We start from the raw sequence: 26,613 nt of genomic DNA on the forward strand, positions 1-26,613 counted from the left end.
ACGCGGCATCGCTTTTCTGCTGAATCGCGATGCCGCTTTGGCTTTTTGCTGCGACCTGCCGCTCCCGCATTGATGGAAGTCAGCTGCCGAGCTGCTGGCGATAGTCCTCATAGCCGAACGAGCGCACGACGCGATATGTGCCGTCCTCGTCGAGGATGGCGAGGTCGGGCCGTGGCGTGCCGTTGAAGGTCGTGTTCTTCACGAACGAATACTGCATCATGTCGGTGAAGACGATGCGGCTGCCCACCTGCAATGGCTCGGGAAACGAGTATTCGCCGATCACGTCGCCGGTCATGCAGGTCTTGCCGCCCAGCACATAGTCATGCGCGTGCTCACCGGGCTTGCCGGCGCCGATGATGTCCGGCGTGTACGGCACTTCCAGCACGTCGGGCATGTGGCAGCTCGCCGAGGTATCGAGGATGGCGAGGTTCTTCTCGTTCCAGTGCAGGCCGATGACGGTGGCAACGAGATAACCGGTGTTGACCACGATGCCGCCGCCGGGCTCAAGGAACACCTCGACGTTGAACTGCTCGCGGAACGCCCTGATGGCGGCGATCAGCCTGTCGAGGTCGTAGCCCGGCTTGTTGATGAAATGGCCGCCGCCGAAGTTCACCGCCTTCACCTTGCGGATGTACGGCGCGAACTCACGCGCGACGTGCTCGATCAGCCCGACCGAACCATCGGCAAGGCTTTCGCACAGCGTGTGCGCATGGAAGATGTCGATCTCGTCCCACGGCAGCTTGTCGATGTCGGCGCGGGTGGTGCCGAAGCGAGAGCACGGCGCGCACGGATCATACAGCGCGCCGCCCAGCGTCGCGTTGGAATATCCGGGGTTGATGCGTACGCCGATCTTTGCACCGGCCGCCTTGGCGATGGGGCCGAACTGCGCGATCTGCTCGGGCGAATTAAAGTAGATGTGATGGGCGTGTGCGATCAGGCGCTCGACCTCGCCCGGAGCGTAGGCCGGCGCATAGACGTGCACCTCCTTGCCGAAGTCCTCAAAGCCCATGCGCGCTTCATATTCGCCGCTGGCCGTAGAGCCATCGAACGTATCGCGCATCAGCGGGAAGGCGTCGGGCATCGCCCAGGCCTTGGTGGCGAGCAGCACCTTGGCGCCGGATTCCCGCTTCAGCCGCGCAACGGTTTCAAGGTTGCGCTTCAGCGCCGCGACGTCGAGCACATAGGCGGGCGTGGCCATCGAGGTGGGCAGGTTGGGCGTCGTCATTGGCAGTCCTTGCAGCGTTCACCCAGTCGTCGGGTGCCCGTATATGGCATTGCGGAAGGTTGGTTGAAAGTGGCGGAAGTTGCGGCGGTTGCGCCGTTAGCGCGCGCTGCCGGGGTTGCCTGTTCCCTGAAAGCGGCGGAGGTGGTCGCAGACGGTATTGATAACCCGTTCGTCGCGCATGTAGGCGTTGTGATAGAGCGCATCGCTCAGGTGTTTCCACATCGTGTCCGGATCAGCGAGGCCCCCTTCAATCGCATCGGTGGCGAGCACTGAAGCGTACAGTTTGCGCGCGGCGACGAAGATCGCGTCGTCGTCAATGCCACCCAGGTTGATGGCTTCGATCCGCGCCTCATTGAGCTCCTTCACGTAGGGTGGAAACTGGCTGACGCCCTTGAGCGCAAAGGCGGCGTCGCCACCATACGCCGCGCCGACGACACCTCCGTGAATGGCGGCGGTCAGGGTTTTCGCCCATGCCCACGCGCCGCCGAGCCGAGCGATCAGCCAGACGGCGCCGTAAATTGCCAGGTAAACGACCGGCACTAGCAGCAGGAATGTCAGGTCAGCCGCTGCGCCGAGGCCATAGTTTCCGGCCTTCACCTTTTCGAACACCGGGGTGAAAAAGTAGCTGGCGGTTGCAGTGAAGAACGCGAGCGTGCCGACAACCCCGGCAAGCCGCGCGAACGCTGTGAGTGATCGTCTGGCAGCGGCAACAGTGACGTATTGCGGAGATATGGCGGCGGCGGTTTCCAACAGCCGCATGGCTTCATCGCGCGGGCTGTGGATCACCAGCCATTGGCCGGGCTTTATCCCGCGGGCGCACCGATAGCGCGCGCGCCGACGCCACAGCAGGGTGCGCAGACCGCGCTGCGCGCTCCAGATCGATAGCAACAGCAGGCCACCGAAGAATACGATGGTCTCGATCCATTTGGTGGTGCCGGCGCCAAGTATCGTAACCAGATACCAGAGCATGATCGGCGCGATGATGATGCCCATCGCGGCCTGAAACAGCGCGATCAGCCACGGCACCGATTTGAGTTTGCGCGTGAAGAACGGTGTGCCGAATGTCACGACACCGCCACGCAGCTCGGAGGGCGGCAGCAGGGCAAGCGCTTCAGCGGTGACGTTGCCGCCGTGGCTGTGGGCGATGATGGAATAGGATGTGCCTGATTTTTCCAGCTTGCGCAGCGTCTTCGCCAGCTCGGCGGCGGCGCGCAGACGATCGAAATCGGAGTTCTGGCCGCTCCAGTGCAACGGCAGTATTTCGGCGGTGGAGATGCCACGCTTGGCCAGCGCGGTTGCGAGTTGACCGGCGAACGGCGAACCGGTCTGCCACCAGCGCTCGCCGTTGTCGTCCGGGTGCTGGCTGTTGGTGCCGTGTACGGTGACAATGACATGACGCGGGGAAGCGTCTGGTGTCGGGGTGAGCAGCGTGGCCGCCGTGCTGTCGGCATGGGGATGGCCGGCACCGGCGTCCTTGGCGGGCGATGGCGCAGTTTCCGGCGGCGCGGCCTCGACGGTCATGGTCTCCCCCGGTTGTCTGCCCGCTGTTCAGGCGCCGCCTACCATACACTCGGCGGCGTCTAAACTATGACGTGCAAAAGGGCGGCTTGCGCCACCCTTTCGCTGAAGTCACTGAGGTTCACCTGGCGCTGGAGGAGATGCGCGGGAACCCCGATCAGGTTTCGACTGCGAACAGCTCGGCCTGCTCGTCCGTCTCCAGTTCGCGCACGTGCCACGGCAGGCCCTGCTTGCCGATCTCGTCCATGAACGGCTTGGGCGGAAGCTGCTCGACGTTGTAAACGCCGCCCGGCTTCTTCCATGAGCCGTCAAACAGCATCATCGCGCCGACGACCGGCGGCACGCCCGTTGTGTAGGAAACAGCCTGCGCGCCGGTTTCCTTGAACGCATGCTCATGGTGGCAGACGTTATAGATCATGGCGCGCTTGGGTTTGCCGTCCTTGGTGCCGGTGAAGATGCAACCGATGGACGTGCGGCCGGTGTAGCCTTCGCCGAGCGACGACGGCGGCGGCAGCAGCTCCTTCAGGAACTCCATCGGGATCACCGGGTTGCCCTTGTACATGACCGGATCGATGCGTGTCATGCCGACATTCTGCAGCACTTCCAGGTGCTTGATGTAGTTGTCGGAGAAGGTCATCCAGAAGCGGATCTGCTTCAGGCCCTTGATGTTCTCGACGAGGCTCTCTTCTTCCTCGTGATAGATCAGATAGCTCTTGCGCGGGCCGACTTCCGGGTAATCGATCATGGCCGAGATCGACAGCGGGTCGATGTCGATCCACTCGCCGTTCTTCCAGTATTTGCCGCGCTGCGTCACCTCGCGGAGATTGATCTCCGGATTGAAGTTGGTGGCGAACGCCTTGCCGTGGCTGCCGTCGTTGCAGTCGATGATGTCGATCGTCTCGATGGTGTCGAACAGGAATTCCTGCGCATAGGCGCAATAGATGTTCGACTGGCCGGGATCGAAGCCGCAGCCGAGGATCGCCATAATGCCCTTGTCGGCAAAACGGTCCTGATACTTCCACTGCCAGGAGTATTCGAACTTTGCGACGTCGCGCGGCTCGTAATTGGCCGTGTCCATATAATGCACGCCCGCTTCCAGGCATGCGTCCATGATCGGCAGGTCCTGATAGGGCAGGGCCATGTTGATGACGAGGTCGGGCTTGACGCGGTTGATCAGCGCCACCGTCTCGGCGACGTTGTCGGCGTCAACCTGGCTGATCTCGATAGGCGTCACACAGCGCTTGGCCACCGCTTCGCAGCTCGCCAGGCGGCGCGAGGCCAGATGGATGCGCTTGAACACGTCACGGTTCATCGCGCACTTCTGCGCGGTGACAGAGCCAGCGGCACCGGCGCCAATGATGAGGACACCTTCCAAATCGCATCTCCTGAAGCAAAGGATGAACGTCTCGAACGTCTATAACCCGCCGATGACTGGATGCGAGCGGGACAGTGCAATTAGTGCAGACGTTGCCAGAGCACAATAGCCGGTAACGTCCGATGTTTTGTGACAGTTTCACGGCTTATGCCGGGAGGCGTCAGGTCCACGAGCGGACTTGGCTAACCCACGGCAGAACCGCAGAAAAAATCTGGCCTGCCAGGAGCGGGCAGGGCCATCCTGACGGTCATGTGACAAAGCACGGCTTAATCGCGGCGTTGGTATTTGATTTTGTGGCGAAAGAGCCAGCACGTGGCAGATCCCCCTACCCGGGCTTACCAGCGGGTAGACTTGGGCGCGCCGGCGAAGATTTCAGCTATGCGCCGCGCTGTGCCATCGGAGATGTCGGCGGGCAGATCGTCCGGCGCGAATAGCCCATGCTCGGCGATTTCGTGGTTGGGGGCGGGAACGCGATCTCGCTGCCAGTTCCGCACGATGTACAGCGCGACATGATCGTTTGGAAACACCGGAGCGCTGGAATAGATGCCGAACAACTCCGGCTCGGCGGTGATTTCAGCGCCGGTTTCTTCGCGCAGTTCCCGCCTCAGCGCCTCGACGATCGTCTCGCCGTGCTCGACACCACCGCCGGGAAAGCGCCAACCCTGAACGTACGTGTGGCGGATCAGAACGATGCGGCCCTGCGGATCGATCAGCACGCCTTGAGCGCCAAGTGTCATGCCACGGGTCAGCCGCCAATAACGCTGCAGCGCCTTCTTGAGCACGTACTTTGCTGCATCGTTCAAAATGGCGATCCCCTCAGGAGCGGTTTCCTGCCGGTTATTTATGGGTCGCATGTTAAAAACCGGCCAACAGCATGCTAACCGCTGCTTCGCCACGATGCCATGGATGTCAGAGCGGTATTTAAAGGGCCACCAAACGAATGGACGACGCAATCACACTAGCCCATCTTTCCGACGCGCATATTGCGCCGGTTCCGGCTATTGGCTTGCGGCATCTCAATCTCAAGCGCGGCCTTGGTTACCTGAACTGGCGACGTAATCGTCAGGGGACGCATCGCCGCGACGCTCTGGATGCCATCGTCGCCGACATGCAGGCGCAGAACCCCGATCACATTGCCATCACGGGCGATCTGATAAATCTCGGGCTGCCGGGCGAATACGCTGCCGCCCATGACTGGCTGCAATCGATCGGAGCACCGGAGCGGGTTTCGCTGGTTCCGGGCAACCACGACATCTACACGACATTGCGCAATGACGCTGGCGTTGCGCGTTGGGCCGATTACATGGCGTCTGATGTCTGGGGCAAGGCGTTCGCTCCGGACGTCGTACAATGCGATCGTGTCACCCATCGCACAACGCGAGAGGTCGCGCGGTCGCTGTTGTTTCCGTTCGTGCGGCGCGTCGGTCCCGTGGCGCTGATTGGCCTGAATTCAGCGGTTGAGACACCGCCATTCGTTGCTGCCGGTGAGCTTGGTGGCCGTCAGCGTGAAGCGCTTGAAACTCTGCTGCCGAAGCTTGGCGCTGAAGGATTGATCCGTGTTGTGTTGATCCATCATCCGCCGCTGTCCCAGCTTGCACCGGTGCGCAGAGGCCTGCGCGATGCGCCGGAGCTGTCGCGGATACTCGCGCGCCACGGTGCTGAGCTCGTGCTGCATGGTCACAACCATGTCGATAGCGAGGTTCTGTTGCCGAGTTTTGAACCGGAACTGGGCGGTGTGCCTGTGCTGGGCGTGGGCTCGTCATCGATGGCACATGCGCACAAAAATGAGCCGCCGGGCCGTTACAACCTTGTGCGCATCGGACGCGATGAGGATCGACGCGCGCGCATCGCGTATACGACGCGCGGGCTGGATGAAGGCGGTCGTGTTGTTCCGATTGCGCATCGGGAGATTGCGTCCGGTTAGGCACGCACGCGCCGCTATGGACCGCGTGCGCAGTTGTCGCACGCGTCAATTTCGCAGTGAAGATGGTCGCAGATTGCACAATGACTGCGCAAATGCGCTGCGAAGATGCCACCGCACACTAACTGTATTGCGCTACGGCCACGCATACCCGGCCAGCTGCGTACAAACATGCGTTCTCAGTTTAATGGCGGTCGTGACACTATATAGGGCTAGAGCATAGCGCTGGGTTTGGTGTGCACGAATGGATGGGCAAGGGTGACAGAAGTGCGGCGGCTATTCCGGCGGAACGTTCGGCTGAACCTTGCCTTGCAGGGTGGCGGTGCGCATGGCGCGTTCACCTGGGGCGTGCTCGACCGGCTGCTCGAAGATGACGAACTCGAAATAAGCTGGGTGAGTGCGACGAGCGCTGGTGCCGTCAATGCGGTTGCAACGGCGGCCGGGTTGGCTGATGGCGGCAAGGCTGCAGCGCGCGCCAAGCTGCGCGAGATATGGGAAGCGGTGCAGCAGGCAGGCGTGCCGGACCTGATGCGCCTCAACCCGTTTCTTTATGGTCTGACACGCACGCCCCAACTCGCGCAGATGGCGAGCATGTGGTCGCCGTATGAGTTCAATCCGCTGGGTTTCGATCCGCTGCGCCGACTGCTGTCGGAGCGCATCGATTTCGAGCTGCTGCGCAAGCAGTCGCCCATTGAGTTGCTCATCGCTGCAACAGAAGTTTCTTCCGGGCGCGCGCGCCTGTTCCGCCGCCAGGAAATGAGTGTCGATGTGGTGCTGGCGTCGGCGTGTCTGCCGATGGTGCATCATGCGGTTGAGATCGATGGCGTTGCCTATTGGGATGGCGGCTTTTCAGCCAATCCCGATCTGAAGACACTAGCAATTGACAGCCCGGTGGAAGACACGCTGATCGTACAGCTCAACGCTACGGATCGTCTGGATCTGCCGACGGGCATGCGCGATATCTCGCTGCACGCCTATCGGCTGGCATTCGATGCGCCGCTGATCCGCGAAGTGGAGTTGATCGAGGCCGTGCGCGAATGCTGGCACGGGCGTCTGGGCGGTCCGCGTGGCCGGCTCAGCAAACTCGCGACGCATCGCTTCCACCTGATCGATGCGGGCCGATACACCAGCGCGCTAAGCCCCGAAAGCACCATGAAGCCGGACCGGGAGATGCTGGCGCATCTGTTCGAGGCGGGAAAAACCGAGGCCGACCGATGGCTGCAGGCCAATCGTAACAGCATCGGACGGCGGTCCAGCGTCGATCTGAAAGAGCATTTTCTCAACCCGAATGGGCGCTCCGATAATGGCGTCTTCTCCGAAGGTGGCGTTAGCGAACGCCCATCCGTTAACGCGAATGGTAAAGCTGCACGCGATATTCCTGAAGGAATATAACGCTCGACGAGGCCGCTCCAGTTTCACTATCATGCCGCCGAAGTAGGCATTGGAGCCCGACCACGATGAGCGCTTTTTTATCGAACCCGGCGTTGAGTTTTTATGGCGCGCTGCTGCGCCCTGCGCTGGTGTCGCTGCTGGCATTTGTGAGCGTCTCGACCGCAGCTATTGCGCGCGATGACAAAGCCGCTACATCGCCAAGTGCTGAAACGCAGCAGCAGGTTGTGCCCACGGTGGCTGCAGCTGCCAGCCTACGTTATGCGCTGGAAGAGATCGCAGCACGATACACAAAGGCCACAGGCAAGCATGTCAAATTGACATTTGGCGCCACCGGCAACCTCGTGCACCAGATCGAAGCGGGGGCGCCGTTCCAGGTGCTGTTCGCCGCCGATGACAAGAGCGTCAAGAAGCTTGCTGCCGGAGGCAATACCGATGGCGAGCCGGTCGTCTTCGCTCAGGGAGAGTTGAGCGTTGCCGCGGCGAAAGCTTCGCCGGTCGCAATCGACAGCGAGCTGAAAGGTCTGCGAGAGGCACTGGCCGCCGGCAAGGTGAAGAGCATTGCTATCGCCAATCCGGAAACGGCGCCCTATGGCCGTGCCGGTCGCGAGGCACTCGAGGCTTCCGGCCTGCTGAAGGAAGCCGATCCGCTGATCGTTACGGGTGAGAACATCGGTCAGACGGCAACGTTCGTTTCCACGGGCGCTGCGGATGTTGGCTTCATCGCGCGTTCGCTGGCGGTGTCGAAGGAGCTTGAACCGCTGATCAATTCAGCGTCGGTAAACCCGGAATGGTATAAGCCAATCAATCACGGTATGGCGGTTGTGAAAGGTGCTTCGCCCGACGCAAAGGCGTTCGCCGGCTTCGTTCGCGGCCCTGAAGGGCGCGAAGTTCTCGAGGCTAATGGCTTTAGCGTGCCCAAGTCATAACGTGACGTAACGCGCGCAAGAGACCCGCGATGGATTGGCAAGCCTTCAGTTTGACGCTGCAACTGGCGGCATGGACGGTGCTGCTCTTGTTGCCGTGCGCCATGCTGATCGCGCGCGCGCTCGCGTGGGGGCGGGTGCCGATGAAAAGCGGCATCGAAGCGCTGATCATGTTGCCGCTGGTGCTGCCGCCGACGGTGCTGGGGTTCTATCTGCTGGTGGCGTTCTCACCGCAGTCGGCAATCGGTGGCACGATCAAATCGATTTTCGGCAGCGCGCCGGTGTTCTCGTTCACCGGCATTCTGATCGCATCGCTGATTGTCAATTTGCCGTTCGCCGTGCAGCCGATCCAGCGCGCGTTTGAAGGCATCCCGCGTAACGTGCGCGAAGCCGCGTTCGTCAGCGGGTTGTCACCATGGCAGACGATGCGCCACATCGAACTGCCGCTGGCGTGGCCCGGCATCGTTTCAGCCATTGCGCTCACGTTTGCACACACGCTCGGCGAGTTCGGCGTGATCCTGCTCATCGGCGGCAGTATTCCCGGCGAAACCCGCGTGCTGTCGATTGCGATTTATGATCGCGTGCAGGCGTTCGACATCGCGGGCGCGGGTGTCATGTCAGCGGCGTTGCTGGGCTTTTCGTTGTTGTCGATTGCAATCGTGCACACACTTGCGCGTCGCAGGGGAACGGGTGCGCATGGTTTCCAGTGACGACGGCTGTACGGCGCTATCGATCGAATGTCGGCAGGATGCGCCGATCCCGCTGGATGTATCGATCTCAACGCTTGCGGGTGAACTGCTGGCGCTGATTGGCCCATCGGGCAGCGGCAAGACCACTGTGCTGCGCTCGGTTGCGGGATTGTACAAACCGCGGCACGGCCGCATCAGCGTTGGCGGCGAGAGCTGGCTTGATACTGACAAAAACATCGACATGAGCCCGCAGCAGCGTCGCGTCGGGCTGGTGTTTCAGGATTACGCACTATTTCCGCATTTGTCGGCGGTCGACAACGTGGCGCTGGCCATGCTCGACGCCGATAAGGTGACGCGCCAACGCCGGGCGGAGGAATTGCTCGCCCGTGTGCATCTCAACGGGCTTGCGCACCGCAGGCCGTCGCAACTGTCAGGTGGCGAGCGCCAGCGCGTCGCGCTTGCCCGGGCATTGGCGCGCGATCCCAAGGTGCTGCTGCTCGATGAGCCTTTTTCGGCCGTCGACCGTATGACGCGCGAGCCATTGAAACAGGAGCTCGCCAGCCTGCACCGCGCGCTCGATATTCCCATCGTTCTGGTCACGCACGACATTGAGGAAGCGCAGGCGCTGGCAGATCGCATTTGCGTTCTGAACAATGGCAACGTGATGCAGAGTGGCGCGCCGGATGATCTGCGCCTGCGTCCGCGCACGGTTGGTGTTGCCCGGTTGATGGGGCAGGACAACATAGCCGCAGCCGAAGTGTTGGACGCAACGCACATCCGCTGCGGTAGTCATATCCTGGAAGTTGGATCGGTCGGCGACCATAAAGCGGGTGCGAAGGTTACGGTGCTGTTCCCCGCTGACTGCATTTCCATTTCTGATGTGGGTGCGGAACTCGCATCGCTTACAAACTATCTGCACGGTCGCATTGTTGAAATCGTCGCCACCGGCGATTTCAAGACGCTACTGATGGATTTTGACGGCCTTGCTTTGCGATTGAAGGTAACGGCGCGGGAAGCGGCGCAGCGCAATCTGGCTGTCGATGCCAAGATCGCCGTCGCGCTAGATCCGGAAGGCGTTCATCTGATGCGCGCCGAATAATTCCTGTTCAACGGGAGCGGCATGCTCAGTGCGGTTTGTGTCGCGCGATGAAATCGGCGATGGCTTCGCCGACCTCGGATGCAAGGGGCAAGCCGGGATCGGCATAACTTGCTAGGTTTGCTGCTTGGTCATCGGTCGGCACGCGCTTCAAAACGTGATTGACGTTGTCGAGCAGAACTAAATGGGCCTCAGCGTTGGCCTCTTTCAGTCGCTCGGCGTCTTTGACGTCCGTTTGCAGATCGGCGCGGCCCTGCACGATCAGCATCGGCTTGCGATAGCTAGCGATCAGTTCCGCCGGATCGCGCGCCAGCGCATCAATCAAGAATCCCTGCACAGCCGGATGGAACAGGGACAGCAGTGCGGGATCGAGTTTGTCAGCATCGACCCGGCGGCCAGCTTCAAGCGCTGAGATCGCATCCAAGGCCTGCCCCAGCACCGGCGCGTTGGCCGGATTGGCCTTGAGTTGAGCGCGCAGCACGTCCCCCAACCGCCTGCCGGGTGCTGAAACCAGAATCAGCCCACAAATATCGCCATCCGACGCTTTTGCAGTGGCGTCATCCGAGGCGAGCGCGACCAAGCCGCCTTCGCTGTGCCCCAGCACCCAGACGCATGGTGCGCCCGTGCGCGCTATGATGCTTTGTACCCATGTCCGCACGTCATCGGCATAGTCGCCGATAGTGACGGCGTTGGGATCGCTGACAGCCTGCGCGCTGCCGAACATGCCGCGCTTGTCGACGCGCACCGATGCAATGCCGCGCGTCGCCAGATATTCGGCCAGCAAACGATACGACGCTGCCTTGACGCCAAGTGGATTATTGCCATCCCGATCGGTTGGACCGGAGCCGGGTACGATGAGCACAACGGGCGCCGACGCGCGCACACCGGCCGTCATTGCGGCGGCCGGTTGCGGGATGAGCAGCCTACCCTGAAGCGGCCCATTCGGGCCGGGCGCTTCCAAGGTTTCGCTTTTAAATGTCGGTGCGTTCGATGCTGGCGCGTCCGCTGTTGCGCTTTGCGTAACGACCGTCATAGCTACCATAGCTCCTATCGCGATCACCAATGTGCGCAGATCGATCGAGCGGAGCCAACGGCGGATATGCATGCACGCGCTCACGTCATCAGCCGCGCGTAGCCCTCGGAAATGGTTTCGTCCAGCATCTTGCGATACTCTTCATAGAACGGACTTTCGGGCGTGATGTTGCCCAGGTCGCTGTCGAAATTTTCGCGCTTGGCATAGACGATCGGCGTCGCCACCGGCACCAGCAACGCACCCTGCTTGTGAATGGTGGTGATGATGCCGCGCATTTCGCCGAAGCGGTCCACCTGCGAAACGACGATCATGCGCATCGCGCCCTTGGTCAGCGACACCAGATGGATGAACATCGATGACGACGGGATGTAGAGCCGGCCGCGATGGGAATAGGGCGCGTCGGGGCGGTCGGTTTCCTGGAACAGCAGGCTGGGCCAGTCCGGGTCCCACACGATGTCGGTGCGATAGGCGATGATGAGGTCCGGGCGTGAAAAGGCGCTGCGCAATGTCAGGTAGCTGCCGATGTAATGATCTACCGCAGCGCGCGTATAGGCACCCATGTACAGTGGCGCGACCACGCCGCCGCCTTCGCCCAGCAACTCGGGCGGAGTATTGGGAGAATTGCCGCCGCCGTTCCATGCGTGCTTGAGCTGATCGAAATCCAACCCCAGCACCATGCACACGTCGAACAGCGTCTGATCACGCACCGAACGGCCGCCCAGCAGGTTCTGGATGGTCTTTTCGTGGCAGTCCGATGCGTCGGCAAGTTCAGCCTGCGTCAGCTTTTTTTCGATCATGGCGGTTTTGATCTGATTGATCGCACCGTCACGCGCTGACCTTGAAACTGAAGCCTTCATGGCTGCCACTGCCCCTGACTAGAGCCGTTCCGCGATTCAACGAAACGCTGAAAGGCTCTAGATGTTTGTTTTGTCGTGCTTCTTGTCGGAAAACCGGTTCCCACTTTTCCGGAAGCACTCAAGACGCCATCGCGAACTTACCGGAATTTACCGGCAATTGTCCCCGGTGGGCAAACGGAACCATGCGTCAAAAGCGTTTCCTGATTGTTGGGGGTTGGTCGCCTCGTCTTTCCAGCGGGGTGGGGGCACAGTCACTGCGATTTTGGTAGCGCTTCGCAGGGGTGAAGCGCCGGGTGGATAGGGAGTTCGCGCCATGAAGGCCCCGAATGATTTTCTCAGCGATCACAATGCCATTGCCAGTCCGTTCGCATCGATGTTCGTTGCGCTGGGCGGCGCGGTTGTGGTGGCGGGCGCCATGCTCGTCGTCGGTTTTAGCGATGATCTCAGGCTTGCAAGCTACGTTCCCGACTTTGCCGTGCTGCAGAGTATGATCATCGGTTGATCCAACTGCGGGATCTGCACTGCGGAGCAACGCGTCGAGGCTGCTCCTGACTCTCCCATAGAAAAAGGCGGCTACCCGGTGACGGGTGCCGCCTTTTCTGTGAAAGCCGGTGGGCTTTAAAAGAAGCGCTTAGCCGCCGTGCCGTTCGAGGCGCTCGATAACCACCGGCACAAGGCCGTCGCGACGCATGCCGAGCACGTTGGCGGCTCCGGTCGAGACGTCGATGATGCGGCCGGGCGTGTTGGGGCCGCGGTCGTTGATGGTGACGATGACCGACTTGCCGTTGCGCTTGTTGGTGACGCGCACCTTGGTGCCGAACGGGTACGTCATGTGCGCGGCGGTCATCTTGTTGGGGTCGAAGCGCTGGCCGGACGCAGTGCGCGGGCGGCGCTTGCCATATCCATAATAGGAAGCGATGCCCTGCCGACGTGCGATGACGCGCGGAGCAGGTTCGGCGGCGGCTGCGCTTGCGTCGTTTGCAGTCGCGGATACAGCAGCATTGGTTTCAGCTTCAGGCTTCGCTTTGGCGCCAATGTTTGGTGGCGAAAGAGGGGCCGATTTTGCGCTGGCCTCAGCGCTGTTGTCGGCGGCGATTGCAGCCGCAGTACCCAGCAGGGCGAAACCGGCGGCGCTCAGCGCGGCAATCAGGATGGTCCGCATGCGATTACTCCTCTGTGCGGGTCGTTTGCAGCGACGATACGGGATGCCCTGGCATTCGCCGCCGCAGGTAATAAAGGCCGCTTCACGTTGTTGCCAATGCGAAGCGGCCATCGATGGTCAGGTTACGCGTAGCGGCATTCAATCAAATGCAGCGACACACAGCCGATCAGCGCGTCAGGCGCTCGACAACAACCGGAGCAACGCCCGAAGCGCGCATGCCGATAACACCGGCAGCAGCGTTGGACAGGTCGATGATGCGCCCCTTGATAAACGGACCGCGGTCATTGATCGTCACCACGACGGACTTGCCGTTGCGCTTGTTGGTGACGCGCACCTTGGTGCCGAATGGCAGCGAGCGGTGTGCGGCCGTCATGGCGTTGGGGTTGAAGCGCACGCCTGACGCAGTCATCTGCGGCTGCCAATAATAGGAAGCCATGCCTGCCTGGCTGCCGACTACGCGGTGCGTAGACTTGGTCGTGTCAACCTGCGCGATGTTTGCCTTTGTGGTGTCGGGCTTCGCGTCAGCCTTCGGCTTGACGCCGATGTTCGGCGGCGACAGCGGATGCTGCTTTGTTTTGGCCTGCTGCTGCGGCTTCTTCACGGTTGCAGACTTGGCCTTGGCGCTCTCATTCGAAGCGGCGACCTTGCGCTCGGGCTTGGCGACATTCGCGGCCTGCTGCTGTGCGCTGTTGCTCTTGGAGTGCTGGCGCGACGCGTGCTTCTTGTGCTTGGCGGTGCGCTTATGGGCCTTCTGGCCAGAGAATTTGGAAACGGTGGCTTCGCCGCAAGCAAAGGCCGGGCTCATGCAGGACCACGGCACGTTAGCGGCGGCTGCAGGCGTCAGTGCGGTCAGGCCAAAGCCAACAACCGTCAGCGCGGAAAGAACAAACGTCCGCATTCGATACTCCCTCAAAGGGCGGCAGTACTCGAGACGATGCGCAATAATGCGAAATCGCATGTCCAGCACTCGCGAGATACGCGAATGCCTGGGCGCATGATGTCGGCGCGCGCTTCACCAGCGCTGCCGCCGCGTCCGGAGCAGAACACCAGAACCTGTTCGCGCCGCCATAGACGTTATTGGGGATGCCCCCGTTCTGGCGCGCGAAATGGGCCACCTCTAATTGTGGCGGTCAATGCATCAATTTACGATGCGTTTACGTAACAATTGAAGAAGTTACGCAGGAGTAATGGGTTAGGGATCGCGTTCATCTGTTCGTCCGCGACCGCACGCCGCACTGGAGCGCGCGCTTGGCGCGTAAACACAACATCGGCGCACGGTATCAGTGTTATGCTCGGTGCCGCATTTGTTACGCGATGGCGCAAACTGTTCCGGGCGTGACGCACAATGCACAGCGTCGCCGCGTAGCGCGGTTAGCGGCAATGGGTTGGGGCGCCCGATGAATATATCCAATGGCGGCTCAGACGGAACGCAGCCGCTGACCAGCGAACGCTCAACACCGATCATGCATATCGCGATGCGAGATCTTGCCATGACCTTCGGCAAGGTTGGCGTGCTGTCGTTCGGCGGGCCGGCGGCGCAGATTGCGCTGATGCATCAGGTGCTGGTGGAGCAGCGGCGCTGGCTGGATGAGCGGCGCTTTCTGGGTGCGCTGAGTTTCTGCATGTTGCTGCCGGGGCCGGAGGCAATGCAGCTCGCCACCTACGCCGGTTGGCGTCTGCGCGGTGTGGCGGGTGGCCTGCTCGCCGGGCTTCTGTTTGTTCTTCCCGGCGCTGCTCTCGTGCTGGCGCTTAGCATTCTCTACGGATTTTACAGCGCCGCTCCGGCCATCGCGACGCTGTTCGTCGGCTTGAAAGCCGCCGTCCTTGCAATCGTGCTGCAGGCGCTGATCCGCATCGCGCAGCGTGCGATGGAAGGCGCGATGGATTGGGCCGCCGCCATCGCGGGCTTCGTCGCTATCTACTTTTTTGATCTGCCGTTTCCGCTGGTCATCGCATTGGCCGGGTTCGCGGGCTTTCTGTTTCGACCGGCTGCATCACACAATCCTGCAAGCGAACGGCCTGCGCCGGTCGCGTTGCGCGCCACGCTGAAAACTCTTGTCGTCTGGCTGACGGTGTGGATCGCGCCGCTGCTGTTTATCGTTGCGGTCTTCGGCGACAGCCATGTGCTGGCGCAGCTTGCGTTGTTCTTCTCGCGCCTTGCCGTGGTGACATTCGGTGGCGCCTACGCCGTGCTTGCCTACATGGCGCAGGAAGCGGTGAGCGGTTACGGTTGGCTAAGCGCGGGTGAAATGCTGGATGGCCTGGCGCTGGCAGAAACCACCAACGGGCCGCTGATCCTCGTCACGGAGTTTGTTGGCTACATCGCGGCGTTCAAGCAGGGCGGCGTGTGGCTTGGCATTCTCGGTGCCATGGTGGCGCTGTGGGCTACGTTTGCGCCGTGCTTTCTGTGGATCTTTGTCGGCGCGCCGTACATCGACATTCTCACGCATTCGCCGCGCCTGTCGGCCGCGCTGCGTACAATTACGGCCGTCGTCGTTGGTGTCATCGCGAACCTGTCAGTCTGGTTCGCCATGCATGTGCTGTTCAAGACGATCGACGAGCGGCATTTGGGGCCGCTGCGCCTTTATGTGCCGGACATCGCTACTGTCGACCGGTTTGCGGTCGCGCTGACAGTGCTTGGCCTTGTCAGCGTCTTCGTGCTGCGGCTCGGTATTGTTGCCACGCTATCGCTGTGCGCTGCGGCTTCGTTTGTCTGGCTGCAACTGATCGCGTGATGTTTCCCGCTGACGGAACGCGAACACGTTGCTGCGCCGCTTGCGGCGCTAGATCCAACCCTTGCGGCGGAAATAGATGATTGGCCCAAGCGCCGCCAGAACCATCAGGCCCAATGCCCACGGGTAGCCATAGGTCCATTCCAGCTCCGGCATGTGCTTGAAGTTCATGCCGTAGACCGATGCAACCAGCGTTGGCGGCAGCAGGATCACCGCCATCACCGAGAACAGCTTGATGATCTGGTTCTGCTCGTTGGAAATCATGCCGAGCGTCGCGTCGAGAATGAACGAGATGCGCTGGGACAGGAACTTGGTGTGGTCGAGCAGCGAGTTGATGTCGCGCAATGCGGCTTTGATGCGTTGGCGGATGCGCGGGTCATCGCCACGATCCTGCGCCGCCTGAGTGAAATAAAGCAACATGCGGCTTAGCGATGCCGCACTGTCCTCGGCGCGCGCAGTGATATCGCCAGCCTTGCCGATGCGCTTGAGCACAACATCCAGTCGGCGGTTGCGGGTCTGAATGCCGCCGCGCAGATCGAATACGGATTGCGCAAGCCGCTCCACTTCGTCCTGAATGCGCTCGATGAGATCGGCCATGCGATGAATGATGGCGTCGATCAGGCCGGTCATGATCGAAGAACCGTTGCCGCAAGGGGCATCGCCCTTTTCCACGCGCTGGCGATAGATCGGAAACGCACGCGGTTCGGCATAGCGCACGGTAACGAGGCGGTCGCCCGACAGAATGAACGTGACCGGCGTCGTCTTCGGCATCGGCGATTCAACCGCGTAGACGATCGAAGCGGTCATGAAGTAAGCGCCGCGCTCATAATAGAAGCGGTTTGATGGCTCAATCTCGCGCATCTCGGCGCGCGACGGGATGTCGACACCGAGTGCTTCCTCGGCGAAACGGTCTTCATCCGATGTCGGCTGCAGCAGGTCGATCCAGACGCTGTTGCCGCTGAGCGGTGTGCCCGGCTCCAGCGTTGAAAGGTTTTTGCCGTCGGTGTCGTAGATTGTCATCATGGGTTTAGCGCTCCAGCGCAGGCCGACGCGTGTCAGATGGCATCGTTGATTTTTGCAAGCTTCGTACGCCGCCGTAGCGGAGGAAGCAATCGGTGGAGACCGCACGGCTGAACCGTGACGGGGTGTCAGGATTTCGGCGTCATCGGCCGGTTGGTACGGCGCGGACGTTGTGTTGGCAGGAAACGGATCGGGGTTCAGCCAACCAGCTTCGGATCTTCGCGATCATGGGCGTGGCCGATGGCATCCAGAAGGCGCCGATCCAGATGGCGCGCGTCCAGGATCACCTTATCGTCGTGCACGCTGCGTATAGCCGAACTGGGAACGCTGAACTCGCCGCCGTTCTCGACGTAAATCACGATGTGGCCATCAGCAACGGCGCGCACGGCCCCAATGCCTTCGCGGCCCTCGGCAAGAAACGCCATGAAGCCGATTTCGATTGGCTCGTTCATGCTTCCTCCTTGGGCGGGACGTTCGCCCATACACAACCGTGCAGCTCCATTCCGGTGACGCGGCGACGCCACTCCCGGATCCAAATCCGGCTTCCGATGCCGATATCCGATCGTCGGTACGGGGATGATCATGCGCCGCAGCCCTTAAGCGTGCGTTGCCGAGTGCGCAGATGCAGGTCGGAGGCTGCCTAGGCCGGGGATCGCCACCCTAATGCCCAAATGTGACAGATGTTTAGTGGATGGTGCCGTCGCAGGAGACGCCAAACAAAATGGCCCGGGGCCATCAGGCGCCCGGGCCATGAAATACGTTTGGCGTGCCGTGAGCGATTACTCGGCGGCGGCCTGGCTGGTGTGACCAAGCTTTACGTTGAGCTTGTTGATCAGATCAGCTGCAGCCTCGGGAATGTTGGTGCCGGGACCAAACACGGCCTCAGCGCCGGCTTCAAAGAGGGCTGGATAGTCGGCTGGCGGAATAACGCCGCCGACCACAACCATGATGTCTTCGCGGCCTTCCTTGCCCAAGGCTTCCTTGAGGTCGGGAACCAGCGTGAGATGGCCGGCAGCCAGCGACGACACACCGATGATGTGAACGTCGTTCTCAACCGCCTGACGCGCAGCTTCATCCGGAGTGGCGAACAGCGGGCCGATGTCGACGTCGAAGCCAAGGTCGGCGAATGCTGAGGCAATAACTTTCTGGCCGCGATCATGTCCATCCTGGCCCATCTTGGCGATCAGAATACGCGGACGACGGCCCTCGTTCTTGTCGAACGCCTCGACGAGCTGCTGAACCTTGTTGACGTTCTCGTTCATGGCTCCAGCCTCTGACCTGTAGACACCCGAAATGGCGCGGATCTCGGCGCGGTGACGGCCGAATACCTTTTCCATCGCGTCGGAAATTTCGCCGACGCTGGCTTTCGCACGCGCGGCCTTCACCGCCAGATCGAGCAGGTTGGCATCGCCAGCCGCGCCTTCGGTAAGGGCGGTGAGGGCGGCCTGTACTTCCTGCTCGTTGCGCTCGGCGCGCAGGCGCTCAAGCTTGGCGATCTGCTGTTCGCGCACGGCCTTGTTGTCGACCTTCAGGATTTCGATCTCGGCTTCGTCCGTCACGCGATACTTGTTGACGCCGACGATGGTCTGCTTGCCGCTGTCGATACGCGCCTGCGTGCGGGCTGCAGCTTCCTCGATGCGCATCTTCGGAATGCCGGCTGCGATGGCCTTGGCCATGCCGCCAAGCTCTTCAACTTCCTCGATGTGGGCGAGGGCCTTGCGCGCCAGCTCATAGGTGAGCCGCTCGACGTAATAACTGCCGCCCCACGGATCGATGACACGGCAGGTGCCGGTTTCCTGTTGCAGCAGAAGCTGCGTGTTGCGGGCGATACGGGCGGAGAAGTCCGTCGGCAGAGCGATGGCTTCATCGAGCGCGTTGGTGTGCAGCGACTGCGTGTGGCCCTGGGTGGCGGCCATAGCTTCGATGCAGGTGCGGGTGACGTTATTGAACACGTCCTGCGCGGTCAGCGACCAGCCGGAGGTTTGGCTGTGCGTGCGCAGCGACAGCGATTTCGCGCTCTTGGGCTTGAACTCTTCCTTGATGAGCTTCGCCCACAGCAGACGCGCGGCGCGCATCTTGGCGATCTCCATGTAGAAGTTCATGCCGATGGCCCAGAAGAACGACAGGCGCGGCGCGAAGGCGTCAATGTCCAGCCCAGCGGCAACACCGGCGCGTGCATATTCGATGCCGTCGGCCAGCGTGTAGCCGAGTTCCAGGTCGGCGGTCGCACCGGCTTCCTGCATGTGATAGCCGGAAATCGAAATCGAGTTGAACTTCGGCATGTATTTCGAGGTGTAGCCGAAGATGTCCGACACGATGCGCATCGAAGGTGCGGGCGGATAAATGTAGGTGTTCCGCACCATGAATTCTTTGAGAATGTCGTTCTGAATCGTGCCGGCGAGCTTTTCTGGTGGCACGCCCTGCTCTTCACCGGCAACGATGAACAGCGCGAGAATGGGCAGCACGGCGCCGTTCATGGTCATCGAAACGGACATCTGCTCCAGCGGGATGCCGGAGAACAGCGTCCGCATGTCGTAAATGCTGTCGATGGCGACGCCCGCCATGCCGACGTCGCCGCGTACGCGCGGATGGTCGCTGTCGTAGCCGCGGTGGGTGGCAAGGTCGAACGCGACCGAGAGGCCCTTCTGACCAGCGCGGATGTTGCGGCGATAAAAGGCGTTGGAATCCTCAGCGGTCGAGAAGCCGGCGTACTGGCGCACCGTCCACGGCTGCAAGGCATACATGGCCGGATAGGGGCCGCGCAGGAACGGCTCCACGCCCGGCAGGGTGTCCAGAAAGTCGAGATTGGCGGTGTCGGCGGCCGTATAGACGGGCTTGATGGGAATGCCTTCGGGGGCCTCCCAGGCAACGGATGTGCTGGCCATTGCCGGTGCGGAGCTCGCCGCGCCGCTGCTGAGGGCAATTTTGGTAAAGTCGGGAAGCCCAGTCATTCCTTCGCCTTCGTTTCTCGCTGTGACGGTCCGCGCAGGACACGATCGCGCAGCCGCCACTATCCTATTGTATTGACGCAGTTATTCTTGTGTCTTCGCGTCAAAAAAAGCCGGATTTCAGCCCGGTGAAACTAATCATAGCAGGTTATAAGCCGTTTGCGCCGGGGTATGGCGTCACCTGTCCGCCCGGCAGGAGCTGGACCATAGCGATGCCCCAGACTTCCCCACCGTTTGAATGTGCCTCGATTTCCCGCAAGAGGCCAATAGCTTGAGCGCAGGTCCGCGCCAAGTGTTTCCGGGTCATTTCATGGGGGTGGCCGCGAACTGTCGCGGCTGGCTGGCGTTTTTGGTGCGAACGGGAGGGCGGCGCATGCAACCCGCCAACTCAGGCGGGAATGGATGCAGCTTCGTATTTGAAAGGGCGGCCTGCTCGCCAGGAAGTTGATCCGGGTCGCAGCTAAACACCGTACGAGGCAGGCCTACGATCTGCCTGAGGCCGTCCGCGGCGCTGCTCCGGCCTCGTCATCTTGGTTCAGGCCCGAAGCGACGGCTTGGATACTGTCGATATAGTCAGACAGAAGCTGGAGATCGTGCGTCTGCTCCAGGGCGCATATTTTGCCGTCCGCAGTCTGCCATGCATGCCGGAATTGAGTCTCCAGCTCCTTGCCGGTCCTCTTATGCCGAAACTTCACGTGCGCCACCGATGAGATCATCTCTCCATTGAGCGTTATGTCGTCGGGTTCGAAACGGAGAATATCGAATTCGCCCATGGAAGCGTGGGCGAGCAGGGCGACTTCCGCGCGGCTTCGCGGCCGGATCTCGCCGTCGGTATCAGTCGGCAACAGGACGCGCAGTTTGAAGTCGTCGCTCAACAGGCTGACGATCTCAGCGAGCTGCTTTTCGCGAAAGCAGCGACAGATATCATGAACCAGCGATGCATTATTAATGGTGCTATCAGCGGCCATATGCACTCAGCACTCAAAGCCAGTTCACATGGGGTCCCAAACCCCACGTCAACCAGCAGTGCTGCCTCATTTCTTTGTTGTCGCGAGGGGCGCGCCGACGAAAATCAGGCGCGATGACACCCCCATGATCAATCAGTATGCGGCGATTTGTGCAACATTCGCTGCCTGACATCCAGCAAAAAACGTCCTGCATCTGACAGTACTATTGTCGAGGGGAACTAAGTCCTCGGAATACTGTCCAAAATACGAATCGCTAGCTGGCCACGCGTCCCTATTGTATCGACGAGGGAGTAAAGACGCGTTGGTTCGCCTGCGCTTTCGGGGGAAATGGGATCGGTGCAGGGCCTTGTTGAACGATCGAGGGTGGTCGTCACAAATACGCTGCGTGAGCTGCGTCGCAACTGGCGGCTGCTGACGGCTGCCGTTCTGGCGGTCGGGGCTGTTTTGCTGGCGATTGACATCAGCGATCAGCAGGGCCGCATGGACATCCCACAGGGCTATGCGGTGCGCATGGTGTGCGAAGCCGATCCTGAGTCACACCTCTGGAATGGTGGGTGCGAACGTATAGCGGCTGATATTGCTCGGACGGAAAAGCCGTCATTTATCGAGCTTTATCAAGCATTCGTGACTGCGCACCATACCCGGATTCCTTCGCCGGAGCTGGAGCACCAATTCCGCAGTGCTGCGTGTGAGCAGGGGTTCGATCTCGACACTCAACTCAAGGGCACGCGGTATGTGTTCGTGCCGCTGCGGCCGCATTTCAGCGGCGCGTGTTCTGTGGCGCAGGTGGAGGCGATAATGGCGGCGCTGGATGATCGCGATCGCGCGCTGCTCGCCATTGAACGGGAAGGCTTGAGCCACGCTGCGCTCTACGCAGGCGCGTTGGCAAACTTGACCGAGCCGCTGGTCATTCTTGGTGTCGCTGCGGTCGTAGCTGCGCTCTTGATACTGTAGTGGCTGCAGAGTGACCGACATATCCGCGTGCAATGCTGCGGTTACAGCTGGCGCCGGCATCGCGACGGCGACCATTCAACGCGCCGCAGATATATTTTTGTGCGGCAGTGAGGCCGTCAGGGCATTGTCGCTGTCTGCAGGAATCGCCTAGCCTCGGGCGAGGTTTAGGAGTGCTCCATGCAACTGAAGCCAGCAATCGCTGCTCTTGGTCTGGCCATCGTGGCCGGTCTCACCATGCCCGCACCCGCCGACGCCGGTTGGTTCCATCGGGATCGGGATCCGGACGCGCCGGATCGGTACCCCTATGTATTTGATCCGCCGCGTTATTATCCCTATTACAACTCCGGACAGTGGCGCCCGGCATCTGAGATGCGCAAGCCGCGCCCCTACTATAACCAGCCGGCTTATTATCCGGCATGGGGCTATCCGGTCGGTTGTCAGCAAGACTGCGAGTCCGCACCGCTGAAGTGATTGGCTTTCCGGTCTGAGGCTTTTCCGGCAGAGCTGGTGCGCGAGGATCGCGCAAGGTGCTGGACGCTTCTGGCTGGCCGCGGCCGAGCAGATCAGCGTCGGTTCCATCAGATACAAAAAAGACGCCGGTGCGATTTCATTATCGCACCGGCGTCTTTCATTGTGATGGGCAGGGCGGTGGGGCCGAGTGCCCGACGCAACCCGCGTCTTGATCACTTCACGTCGAGCAGCTCGACGTCGAAGATCAGCGTCGCATTTGGCGGAATGACACCGCCAGCGCCGCGTGCTCCGTAGCCGAGATTCGGCGGGATGATCAGTGTGCGCTTGCCGCCGACCTTCATGCCCTGAACGCCTTCATCCCAACCTTCGATGACGCGGCCCTGGCCGAGCGGGAACTGGAATGGATCGCCGCGATCGACGGAAGAGTCGAATTTCTTGCCCTTTTCGCCATTCTCGTAGAGCCAGCCGGTGTAATGCATCACGCAGGTGTTGCCGGGCTTAGCCTCTGCGCCTGTGCCCACCACGGTATCGGTGATGGTGAGGCCGGAAGGTGTCGTCATGCTTGATCCTTGTGCGAGTGCGGGGGTGGAAAGGGCGCTGCCGAAAGCGCCGAGCGAGACCATGAGCGCCAGTGCTGCTAAGGCACCCCTGCGCGTGAAACCTGACATCCGTTCCTCCCTGGAAGGGTGATTTTTATCGTCGCCCGTTGTCTAAACACGTTTGGCTCGGTGCAGCCAGCGGGTGGGCACATACAGCGTTACAAAAAACTTGGCGCCACCGATCACCTTGCTGACAACTATGGCAATAGTGGTGCTTGCGGCGTTCGCCCAGGCGGCTGGCCAAGCCAGGCCGGGATAGTCGCAAGCCTGGCGCATGCATGATGCGCAACTGACTATGCATGATGTGTGCGGCAGGCAGTTTTTGCAGCAGGCGCAGGCGAAAATCCAATATTCACCGCCGCGAGCGCACCAGCGTCCATGGCACGGACACGGAAGTTGAGTTGCAGGGCGTTGCGGATATTGGCTTCATGTCGCCGCTGAGGTCACACAATCAGGATCCCATCGGCGTGCCCGGGATTATGCATCGGCACGGCTGGTTTTTGTAAAGCGCAAGTGGCTAGGGCAACTGGTGTTTGCGCAGGAATACGTAATGCGTTCGCGTGTGCGCTACAGGCAAACAATGCAAGTGGGGCTTGTGCAGTCCGTCAGACGCAAGCCAGCAGCTCCGAGCGACGGATTGGATACGGGAGGACATCATGGTGCTGCGCGGTGTGTGGGCGGCTGTTCTGCTGGCGCTGCTATGCGGCGGCGTGCATGCAATGATGGCGCCGGAGTATTACCGCAGCGCGCGCCAGGAGGCGCCGTTTCATGTGCAGGTCGCTATTGAAAAGATGACGCCGCCTGAAACGGCGCTTGGTCGATGTCTGGTGGCCGGCAAAGTGATCGAAACCTTCAAGGACGAAACGGGACGGTTGCCGCTTGGCACGGCGCTCAGTTTTGGCGTTGCGTGCTACCGCGCAAACGCCAAGGTTCCGGTCGGGGCTGCAATCTGGACACCGCTTGAAGCGCTGATGATCGCAGGGTTCATTGAGGTTTATCTCGTCGAGCGCGATGACGGTTTCGACGTCGCGCTCTGGAATACGCGCATCATCGATGCGCCTTCGGCCAAGCCGCAGTTCAGCGCTGATTAGCGTCCGCCGCCCAGGTCGTCCGGTGAGCCGACGACATAGCGATCGATTGCAGCCCGATCGGATAGCATCAGGCTGCATCCTTGTGGCCAGTCAACAAGCATCAGTGGCTCTGGGGCTGCTGGCGACAGTGCCGCGAGCGCCGCAAGTATGCGGCGCCGTGCATCGTGTTCCGATGTATCGAGCGATAGCGTAAGCGCGTCGACGTACATGCTGCTGCGGTCGGGTGCGATAACGATCGCGGCGCCCTGCCCAAATCCGAATGCCAATAGTCGCGGCACCCGTTGCGCCGACGAGAACGATCCTGTGGTCACGCCATCGAGCTGCGGCAACAGTTGTGAGAATAAGGCGACGACGTCGGCAATCGCGATATTCAAATTGCTGATCTGCTCCGGCGGTGAATTTCGAACCGCAAGCTCACTCCACCCGGCGTCCAGCGGCAGCACGCTTCGTTCCGCCTGCTCCGTGATGCGAGCGATCTCTCGCCTGCACCGCTCCATACACGAGGCGGGAAGCACCTCGATCTGGCCCCAGTCATCCTCGTGGATGAAGAGCATCGCAGGCGCTTCAGCCTTATTCCGCCGGGGCAGCAATTGCTTCAACAGGGTGCTTAGTCGCCGCATTGTTTGCCCTCTGCATGTCCATTTTGCCGCGGTTTACGGTCCTGCGTGGCGCTTCTAGGTCACACCGCAGTGCGAAATGTCAGTGTCGAGATATGCGAGACGACACGTCGCTTCGGTTGACCGTTATCCTGCCCTGCATAGCGATTATGCAGCCACAACTGAAGAGATGGCTGAAGCGCCTTTGGGGGACATTTTTGATGGGGATGGTGGCATCGCCAGGAATTCGATGCAGCACGGCAGCGAGCGTCCGCGGTTTCGTTCCGCGTGCACGGTCCGTGCTGGCAGCGATAACGGCGCTGGTGCTGGCACCTGCACTGGCGTCTTCCCATGCAATCGCTGAGCCCCGCTGCGCGGGCATTGACTACAACGCCAAGGTCATGGAGATCATCCGCGCACTGCCGACCGGCGGCGGATACAGTCGCGGCAATTCTTTCGTTTCACCAAAATTCCAGACCCACAACATCGGCGGCGGCAATTGGGAGCTGCGGGTGTATGACGGTTTCCCATCGCACTGCACGAGTGCGACGTACGCACTGTTCGGCCATCTGGTTGCGCTGCTGCATAACGGCGGCAAGATCGCTCTGACTGCTGATCAGTTGCGTTGGCTTGAGGTGAGTTGGCGCACGCCGGACGGAGCGGCGCTTGTCGACGGCCAGGATCCCTGGTGGATATTCAATGCCAACGGTGCGGGTGCCGCGGCGCTCATCAAGCACACGGGCATTGGCGTCAGCTTTCGTGATGACAAGATGGCGGAAGCCCGGCCCGGCGACTTCCTGAAAATATTCTGGAACGGCAATGTCGGCGCATCGGAGCAGGGCCATCAGGTGGTGTACACCGGGCGGCGCCAGGTTGGCGGCGGTGAAATGATCTGTTTCTGGGGCAGCCAGAAGCAGGGGACGCGCAAACGTAACGGACGCCGCCAGCCGCTGTATTTTCCAGCGCGCGAAGGCGGCAAGGTGCACAACGGCTACGGTGAGGTGTGCCGGCCGCGTGGCGATATCAAGCACATGGTGTTTTCGCGCATTACCTGCATGGAGCAGCTGTCTGCGGGGCTTGCTGACATGCGCGCACGAGCCGACGTGAACGGCGAGGGGCCGCTGCGCATGCTGCGCCCGTTCGAAGACACCTACCTGATGTCGTTGCGCAAGAAATCATCGGATCACGCGACGCTCGACAGCGCCTATGACATCAGGCCCGATGCATCCAGTCTGGCGAGTGTTGGATCGTTGCAAAGCGAACCGACGCAGTAAGGCGCCGCAAGATGGTTGTGTAACCAGCTGCCCAAGCTGCAGCCGGGGAAAAGGGCAGGCGCACTGAAGAACGCGCCGACGTAACTGTATGCATGTACAAATGCGCTGTTCTTCAGTGCTTGCGACCTTCTGATGGTCAGTCCTTTACGTCGATGATTTCGAGATCGAAAATCACCGGCGAATTTGGCGGTACATCTTTGCCGAAGCCCTTTTCGCCATAGCCGAGCTCTGCCGGGATCAGCAGCGTGCGCCGTCCGCCAACCTTCATGCCGACGATGCCTTCGTCCCATGCCGGCATGACCTCGCCCTTGCCAACGGTGAAGGTGAAGGGCTTGCCCTCGCGCGATGTGTCCACCTGCCGGCCCTTGGTGTTTTTGATGTAAAGCCAGCCGGTGTAGTGCACCTCGACGGTTTTGCCGGCCTGAACTTCCTTGCCGGTGCCAACTTCGACGTCAGCAATGCCCAATCCGGAGTCCGTTGTGGTCAGCACAAACGCGCTTGCCGCCGCCAGCGGAATGGAGATCAGCGCGAGCGTAGCGAAGGCCGCGGAGCGTAGGCGCGGAGCGAGTGACATTAAGTTTCTCCCGGATTTTCATTGTCGGTTGGCCCGACTATAGGGAGTTCGGCGACGCCGATGCAACGCTTACGGCTTCCGGCCCGCGTCGCTGATACAATCGTGATGCAATGTGAGAAATAGTGTTGTTATCGGAGTGATGGCGAAGCAGTAATTTCCCGCCACCGCGCCATTCATTTGCAAGTAATGTCGGCA

General features: G+C 61.1%; 26 protein-coding genes. 11 read left to right on the forward strand and 15 right to left on the reverse strand.

What is annotated here, in order from left to right:
- Nucleotides 1–79: 79 nt before the first annotated feature.
- The 4 genes from nspC to C6Y62_RS15205 all read right to left on the reverse strand — a co-directional run bounded on the left by nspC (nt 80) and on the right by C6Y62_RS15205 (nt 4,972).
- Nucleotides 80–1,225, reverse strand: a complete 1,146-nt coding sequence (nspC, locus tag C6Y62_RS15190; RefSeq protein ID WP_173954645.1) for a carboxynorspermidine decarboxylase — start codon at nt 1,223–1,225, stop codon at nt 80–82.
- 96 nt (nt 1,226–1,321) lie between these two features.
- A complete protein-coding gene (locus tag C6Y62_RS15195) occupies nt 1,322–2,746 on the reverse strand; it encodes an esterase/lipase family protein (protein ID WP_246274818.1) in 1,425 nt (474 codons plus the stop codon).
- 154 nt (nt 2,747–2,900) lie between these two features.
- A complete protein-coding gene (locus C6Y62_RS15200) occupies nt 2,901–4,118 on the reverse strand; it encodes a saccharopine dehydrogenase family protein (protein ID WP_173954646.1) in 1,218 nt (405 codons plus the stop codon).
- 335 nt (nt 4,119–4,453) lie between these two features.
- Nucleotides 4,454–4,972 (reverse strand): NUDIX domain-containing protein, encoded by a 519-nt coding sequence (locus tag C6Y62_RS15205; RefSeq protein ID WP_173954647.1) that lies wholly within the window; start codon nt 4,970–4,972, stop codon nt 4,454–4,456.
- Nucleotides 4,973–5,058: 86 nt separating this feature from the next.
- On the opposite strand from C6Y62_RS15205, the gene C6Y62_RS15210 reads away from it, so the two are divergent.
- The 5 genes from C6Y62_RS15210 to C6Y62_RS15230 all read left to right on the forward strand — a co-directional run bounded on the left by C6Y62_RS15210 (nt 5,059) and on the right by C6Y62_RS15230 (nt 10,142).
- Entirely contained in the window at nt 5,059–6,042 is a 984-nt protein-coding gene (locus C6Y62_RS15210) for a metallophosphoesterase family protein (RefSeq protein ID WP_173954648.1), read from the forward strand.
- 255 nt (nt 6,043–6,297) lie between these two features.
- The gene (locus C6Y62_RS15215; RefSeq protein WP_338074373.1) at nt 6,298–7,431 is read left to right on the forward strand and encodes a patatin-like phospholipase family protein; all 1,134 of its coding nucleotides are present in this window, start codon (nt 6,298–6,300) and stop codon (nt 7,429–7,431) included.
- Nucleotides 7,432–7,496: 65 nt separating this feature from the next.
- Entirely contained in the window at nt 7,497–8,357 is an 861-nt protein-coding gene (modA, locus tag C6Y62_RS15220; RefSeq protein ID WP_173954649.1) for a molybdate ABC transporter substrate-binding protein, read from the forward strand.
- 29 nt (nt 8,358–8,386) lie between these two features.
- Nucleotides 8,387–9,064 (forward strand): molybdate ABC transporter permease subunit, encoded by a 678-nt coding sequence (gene modB, locus C6Y62_RS15225; RefSeq protein ID WP_173954650.1) that lies wholly within the window; start codon nt 8,387–8,389, stop codon nt 9,062–9,064.
- The gene (locus tag C6Y62_RS15230) at nt 9,051–10,142 is read left to right on the forward strand and encodes an ABC transporter ATP-binding protein (protein WP_173954651.1); all 1,092 of its coding nucleotides are present in this window, start codon (nt 9,051–9,053) and stop codon (nt 10,140–10,142) included. Before modB ends, C6Y62_RS15230 begins: the two co-directional genes overlap by 14 nt.
- Before the next feature lie 25 nt (nt 10,143–10,167).
- Here the strand turns inward: C6Y62_RS15230 and C6Y62_RS15235 are convergent, their stop codons facing one another.
- Together C6Y62_RS15235 and C6Y62_RS15240 are read right to left on the reverse strand one after the other, a co-directional pair.
- Nucleotides 10,168–11,172 carry an alpha/beta hydrolase gene (locus C6Y62_RS15235; protein WP_246274820.1) on the reverse strand — a complete coding sequence of 335 codons (1,005 nt, stop codon included), beginning with the start codon at nt 11,170–11,172 and terminating at the stop codon, nt 10,168–10,170.
- Between the two features lie 80 nt (nt 11,173–11,252).
- Nucleotides 11,253–12,029 (reverse strand): helix-turn-helix domain-containing protein, encoded by a 777-nt coding sequence (locus C6Y62_RS15240; protein WP_068460364.1) that lies wholly within the window; start codon nt 12,027–12,029, stop codon nt 11,253–11,255.
- 313 nt (nt 12,030–12,342) lie between these two features.
- Between C6Y62_RS15240 and C6Y62_RS15245 the strand changes: the two genes are divergently transcribed.
- Nucleotides 12,343–12,531 (forward strand): hypothetical protein, encoded by a 189-nt coding sequence (locus tag C6Y62_RS15245; protein ID WP_068459329.1) that lies wholly within the window; start codon nt 12,343–12,345, stop codon nt 12,529–12,531.
- A gap of 129 nt (nt 12,532–12,660) precedes the next feature.
- On the opposite strand, the gene C6Y62_RS15250 is transcribed toward C6Y62_RS15245, so the two are convergent.
- Entirely contained in the window at nt 12,661–13,191 is a 531-nt protein-coding gene (locus tag C6Y62_RS15250; RefSeq protein ID WP_198491417.1) for a septal ring lytic transglycosylase RlpA family protein, read from the reverse strand.
- 166 nt (nt 13,192–13,357) lie between these two features.
- Nucleotides 13,358–14,089 (reverse strand): septal ring lytic transglycosylase RlpA family protein, encoded by a 732-nt coding sequence (locus C6Y62_RS16530; protein WP_173954653.1) that lies wholly within the window; start codon nt 14,087–14,089, stop codon nt 13,358–13,360.
- A 499-nt stretch (nt 14,090–14,588) separates the two neighbouring features.
- On the opposite strand from C6Y62_RS16530, the gene chrA reads away from it, so the two are divergent.
- Nucleotides 14,589–15,926, forward strand: a complete 1,338-nt coding sequence (gene chrA, locus C6Y62_RS15260) for a chromate efflux transporter (protein WP_246274822.1) — start codon at nt 14,589–14,591, stop codon at nt 15,924–15,926.
- 48 nt (nt 15,927–15,974) lie between these two features.
- Here the strand turns inward: chrA and C6Y62_RS15265 are convergent, their stop codons facing one another.
- The 4 genes from C6Y62_RS15265 to C6Y62_RS15280 form a co-directional block, all read right to left on the reverse strand.
- On the reverse strand, nt 15,975–16,946 hold the full coding sequence (locus tag C6Y62_RS15265) for a magnesium transporter CorA family protein (protein ID WP_173954654.1): 972 nt from the start codon (nt 16,944–16,946) through the stop codon (nt 15,975–15,977).
- 194 nt (nt 16,947–17,140) lie between these two features.
- Complete coding sequence (locus C6Y62_RS15270; protein WP_173954655.1) at nt 17,141–17,395, reverse strand: hypothetical protein; 255 nt, start codon at nt 17,393–17,395, stop codon at nt 17,141–17,143.
- Between the two features lie 327 nt (nt 17,396–17,722).
- Nucleotides 17,723–19,894: a methylmalonyl-CoA mutase gene (scpA, locus tag C6Y62_RS15275; protein WP_173954656.1), complete on the reverse strand. Its 2,172-nt coding sequence runs from the start codon at nt 19,892–19,894 to the stop codon at nt 17,723–17,725.
- Between the two features lie 479 nt (nt 19,895–20,373).
- Nucleotides 20,374–20,859 carry a nuclear transport factor 2 family protein gene (locus C6Y62_RS15280; RefSeq protein ID WP_173954657.1) on the reverse strand — a complete coding sequence of 162 codons (486 nt, stop codon included), beginning with the start codon at nt 20,857–20,859 and terminating at the stop codon, nt 20,374–20,376.
- A 363-nt stretch (nt 20,860–21,222) separates the two neighbouring features.
- Between C6Y62_RS15280 and C6Y62_RS15285 the strand changes: the two genes are divergently transcribed.
- Together C6Y62_RS15285 and C6Y62_RS15290 are read left to right on the forward strand one after the other, a co-directional pair.
- Nucleotides 21,223–21,813 carry a hypothetical protein gene (locus C6Y62_RS15285; protein WP_173954658.1) on the forward strand — a complete coding sequence of 197 codons (591 nt, stop codon included), beginning with the start codon at nt 21,223–21,225 and terminating at the stop codon, nt 21,811–21,813.
- A gap of 177 nt (nt 21,814–21,990) precedes the next feature.
- Nucleotides 21,991–22,284, forward strand: a complete 294-nt coding sequence (locus C6Y62_RS15290) for a hypothetical protein (RefSeq protein ID WP_068459341.1) — start codon at nt 21,991–21,993, stop codon at nt 22,282–22,284.
- Between the two features lie 212 nt (nt 22,285–22,496).
- Here C6Y62_RS15290 and C6Y62_RS15295 read toward each other — a convergent pair whose 3' ends face one another.
- Nucleotides 22,497–22,952, reverse strand: a complete 456-nt coding sequence (locus C6Y62_RS15295) for an FKBP-type peptidyl-prolyl cis-trans isomerase (RefSeq protein ID WP_173954659.1) — start codon at nt 22,950–22,952, stop codon at nt 22,497–22,499.
- Nucleotides 22,953–23,539: 587 nt separating this feature from the next.
- Here C6Y62_RS15295 and C6Y62_RS15300 point away from each other — a divergent pair.
- Complete coding sequence (locus C6Y62_RS15300; RefSeq protein WP_173954660.1) at nt 23,540–23,974, forward strand: hypothetical protein; 435 nt, start codon at nt 23,540–23,542, stop codon at nt 23,972–23,974.
- Here C6Y62_RS15300 and C6Y62_RS15305 read toward each other — a convergent pair.
- The gene (locus C6Y62_RS15305) at nt 23,971–24,528 is read right to left on the reverse strand and encodes a hypothetical protein (protein WP_173954661.1); all 558 of its coding nucleotides are present in this window, start codon (nt 24,526–24,528) and stop codon (nt 23,971–23,973) included. The two genes, C6Y62_RS15300 and C6Y62_RS15305, sit on opposite strands and share 4 nt — an antisense overlap.
- 341 nt (nt 24,529–24,869) lie before the next feature.
- On the opposite strand from C6Y62_RS15305, the gene C6Y62_RS15310 reads away from it, so the two are divergent.
- On the forward strand, nt 24,870–25,844 hold the full coding sequence (locus tag C6Y62_RS15310) for a hypothetical protein (protein ID WP_173954662.1): 975 nt from the start codon (nt 24,870–24,872) through the stop codon (nt 25,842–25,844).
- 136 nt (nt 25,845–25,980) lie between these two features.
- On the opposite strand, the gene C6Y62_RS15315 is transcribed toward C6Y62_RS15310, so the two are convergent.
- Nucleotides 25,981–26,418 carry an FKBP-type peptidyl-prolyl cis-trans isomerase gene (locus C6Y62_RS15315; RefSeq protein ID WP_198151011.1) on the reverse strand — a complete coding sequence of 146 codons (438 nt, stop codon included), beginning with the start codon at nt 26,416–26,418 and terminating at the stop codon, nt 25,981–25,983.
- Nucleotides 26,419–26,613 lie beyond the last annotated feature (195 nt).

This window comes from Hyphomicrobium sulfonivorans (assembly GCF_013306565.1).
Taxonomy (GTDB): domain Bacteria; phylum Pseudomonadota; class Alphaproteobacteria; order Rhizobiales; family Hyphomicrobiaceae; genus Hyphomicrobium_A; species Hyphomicrobium_A sulfonivorans.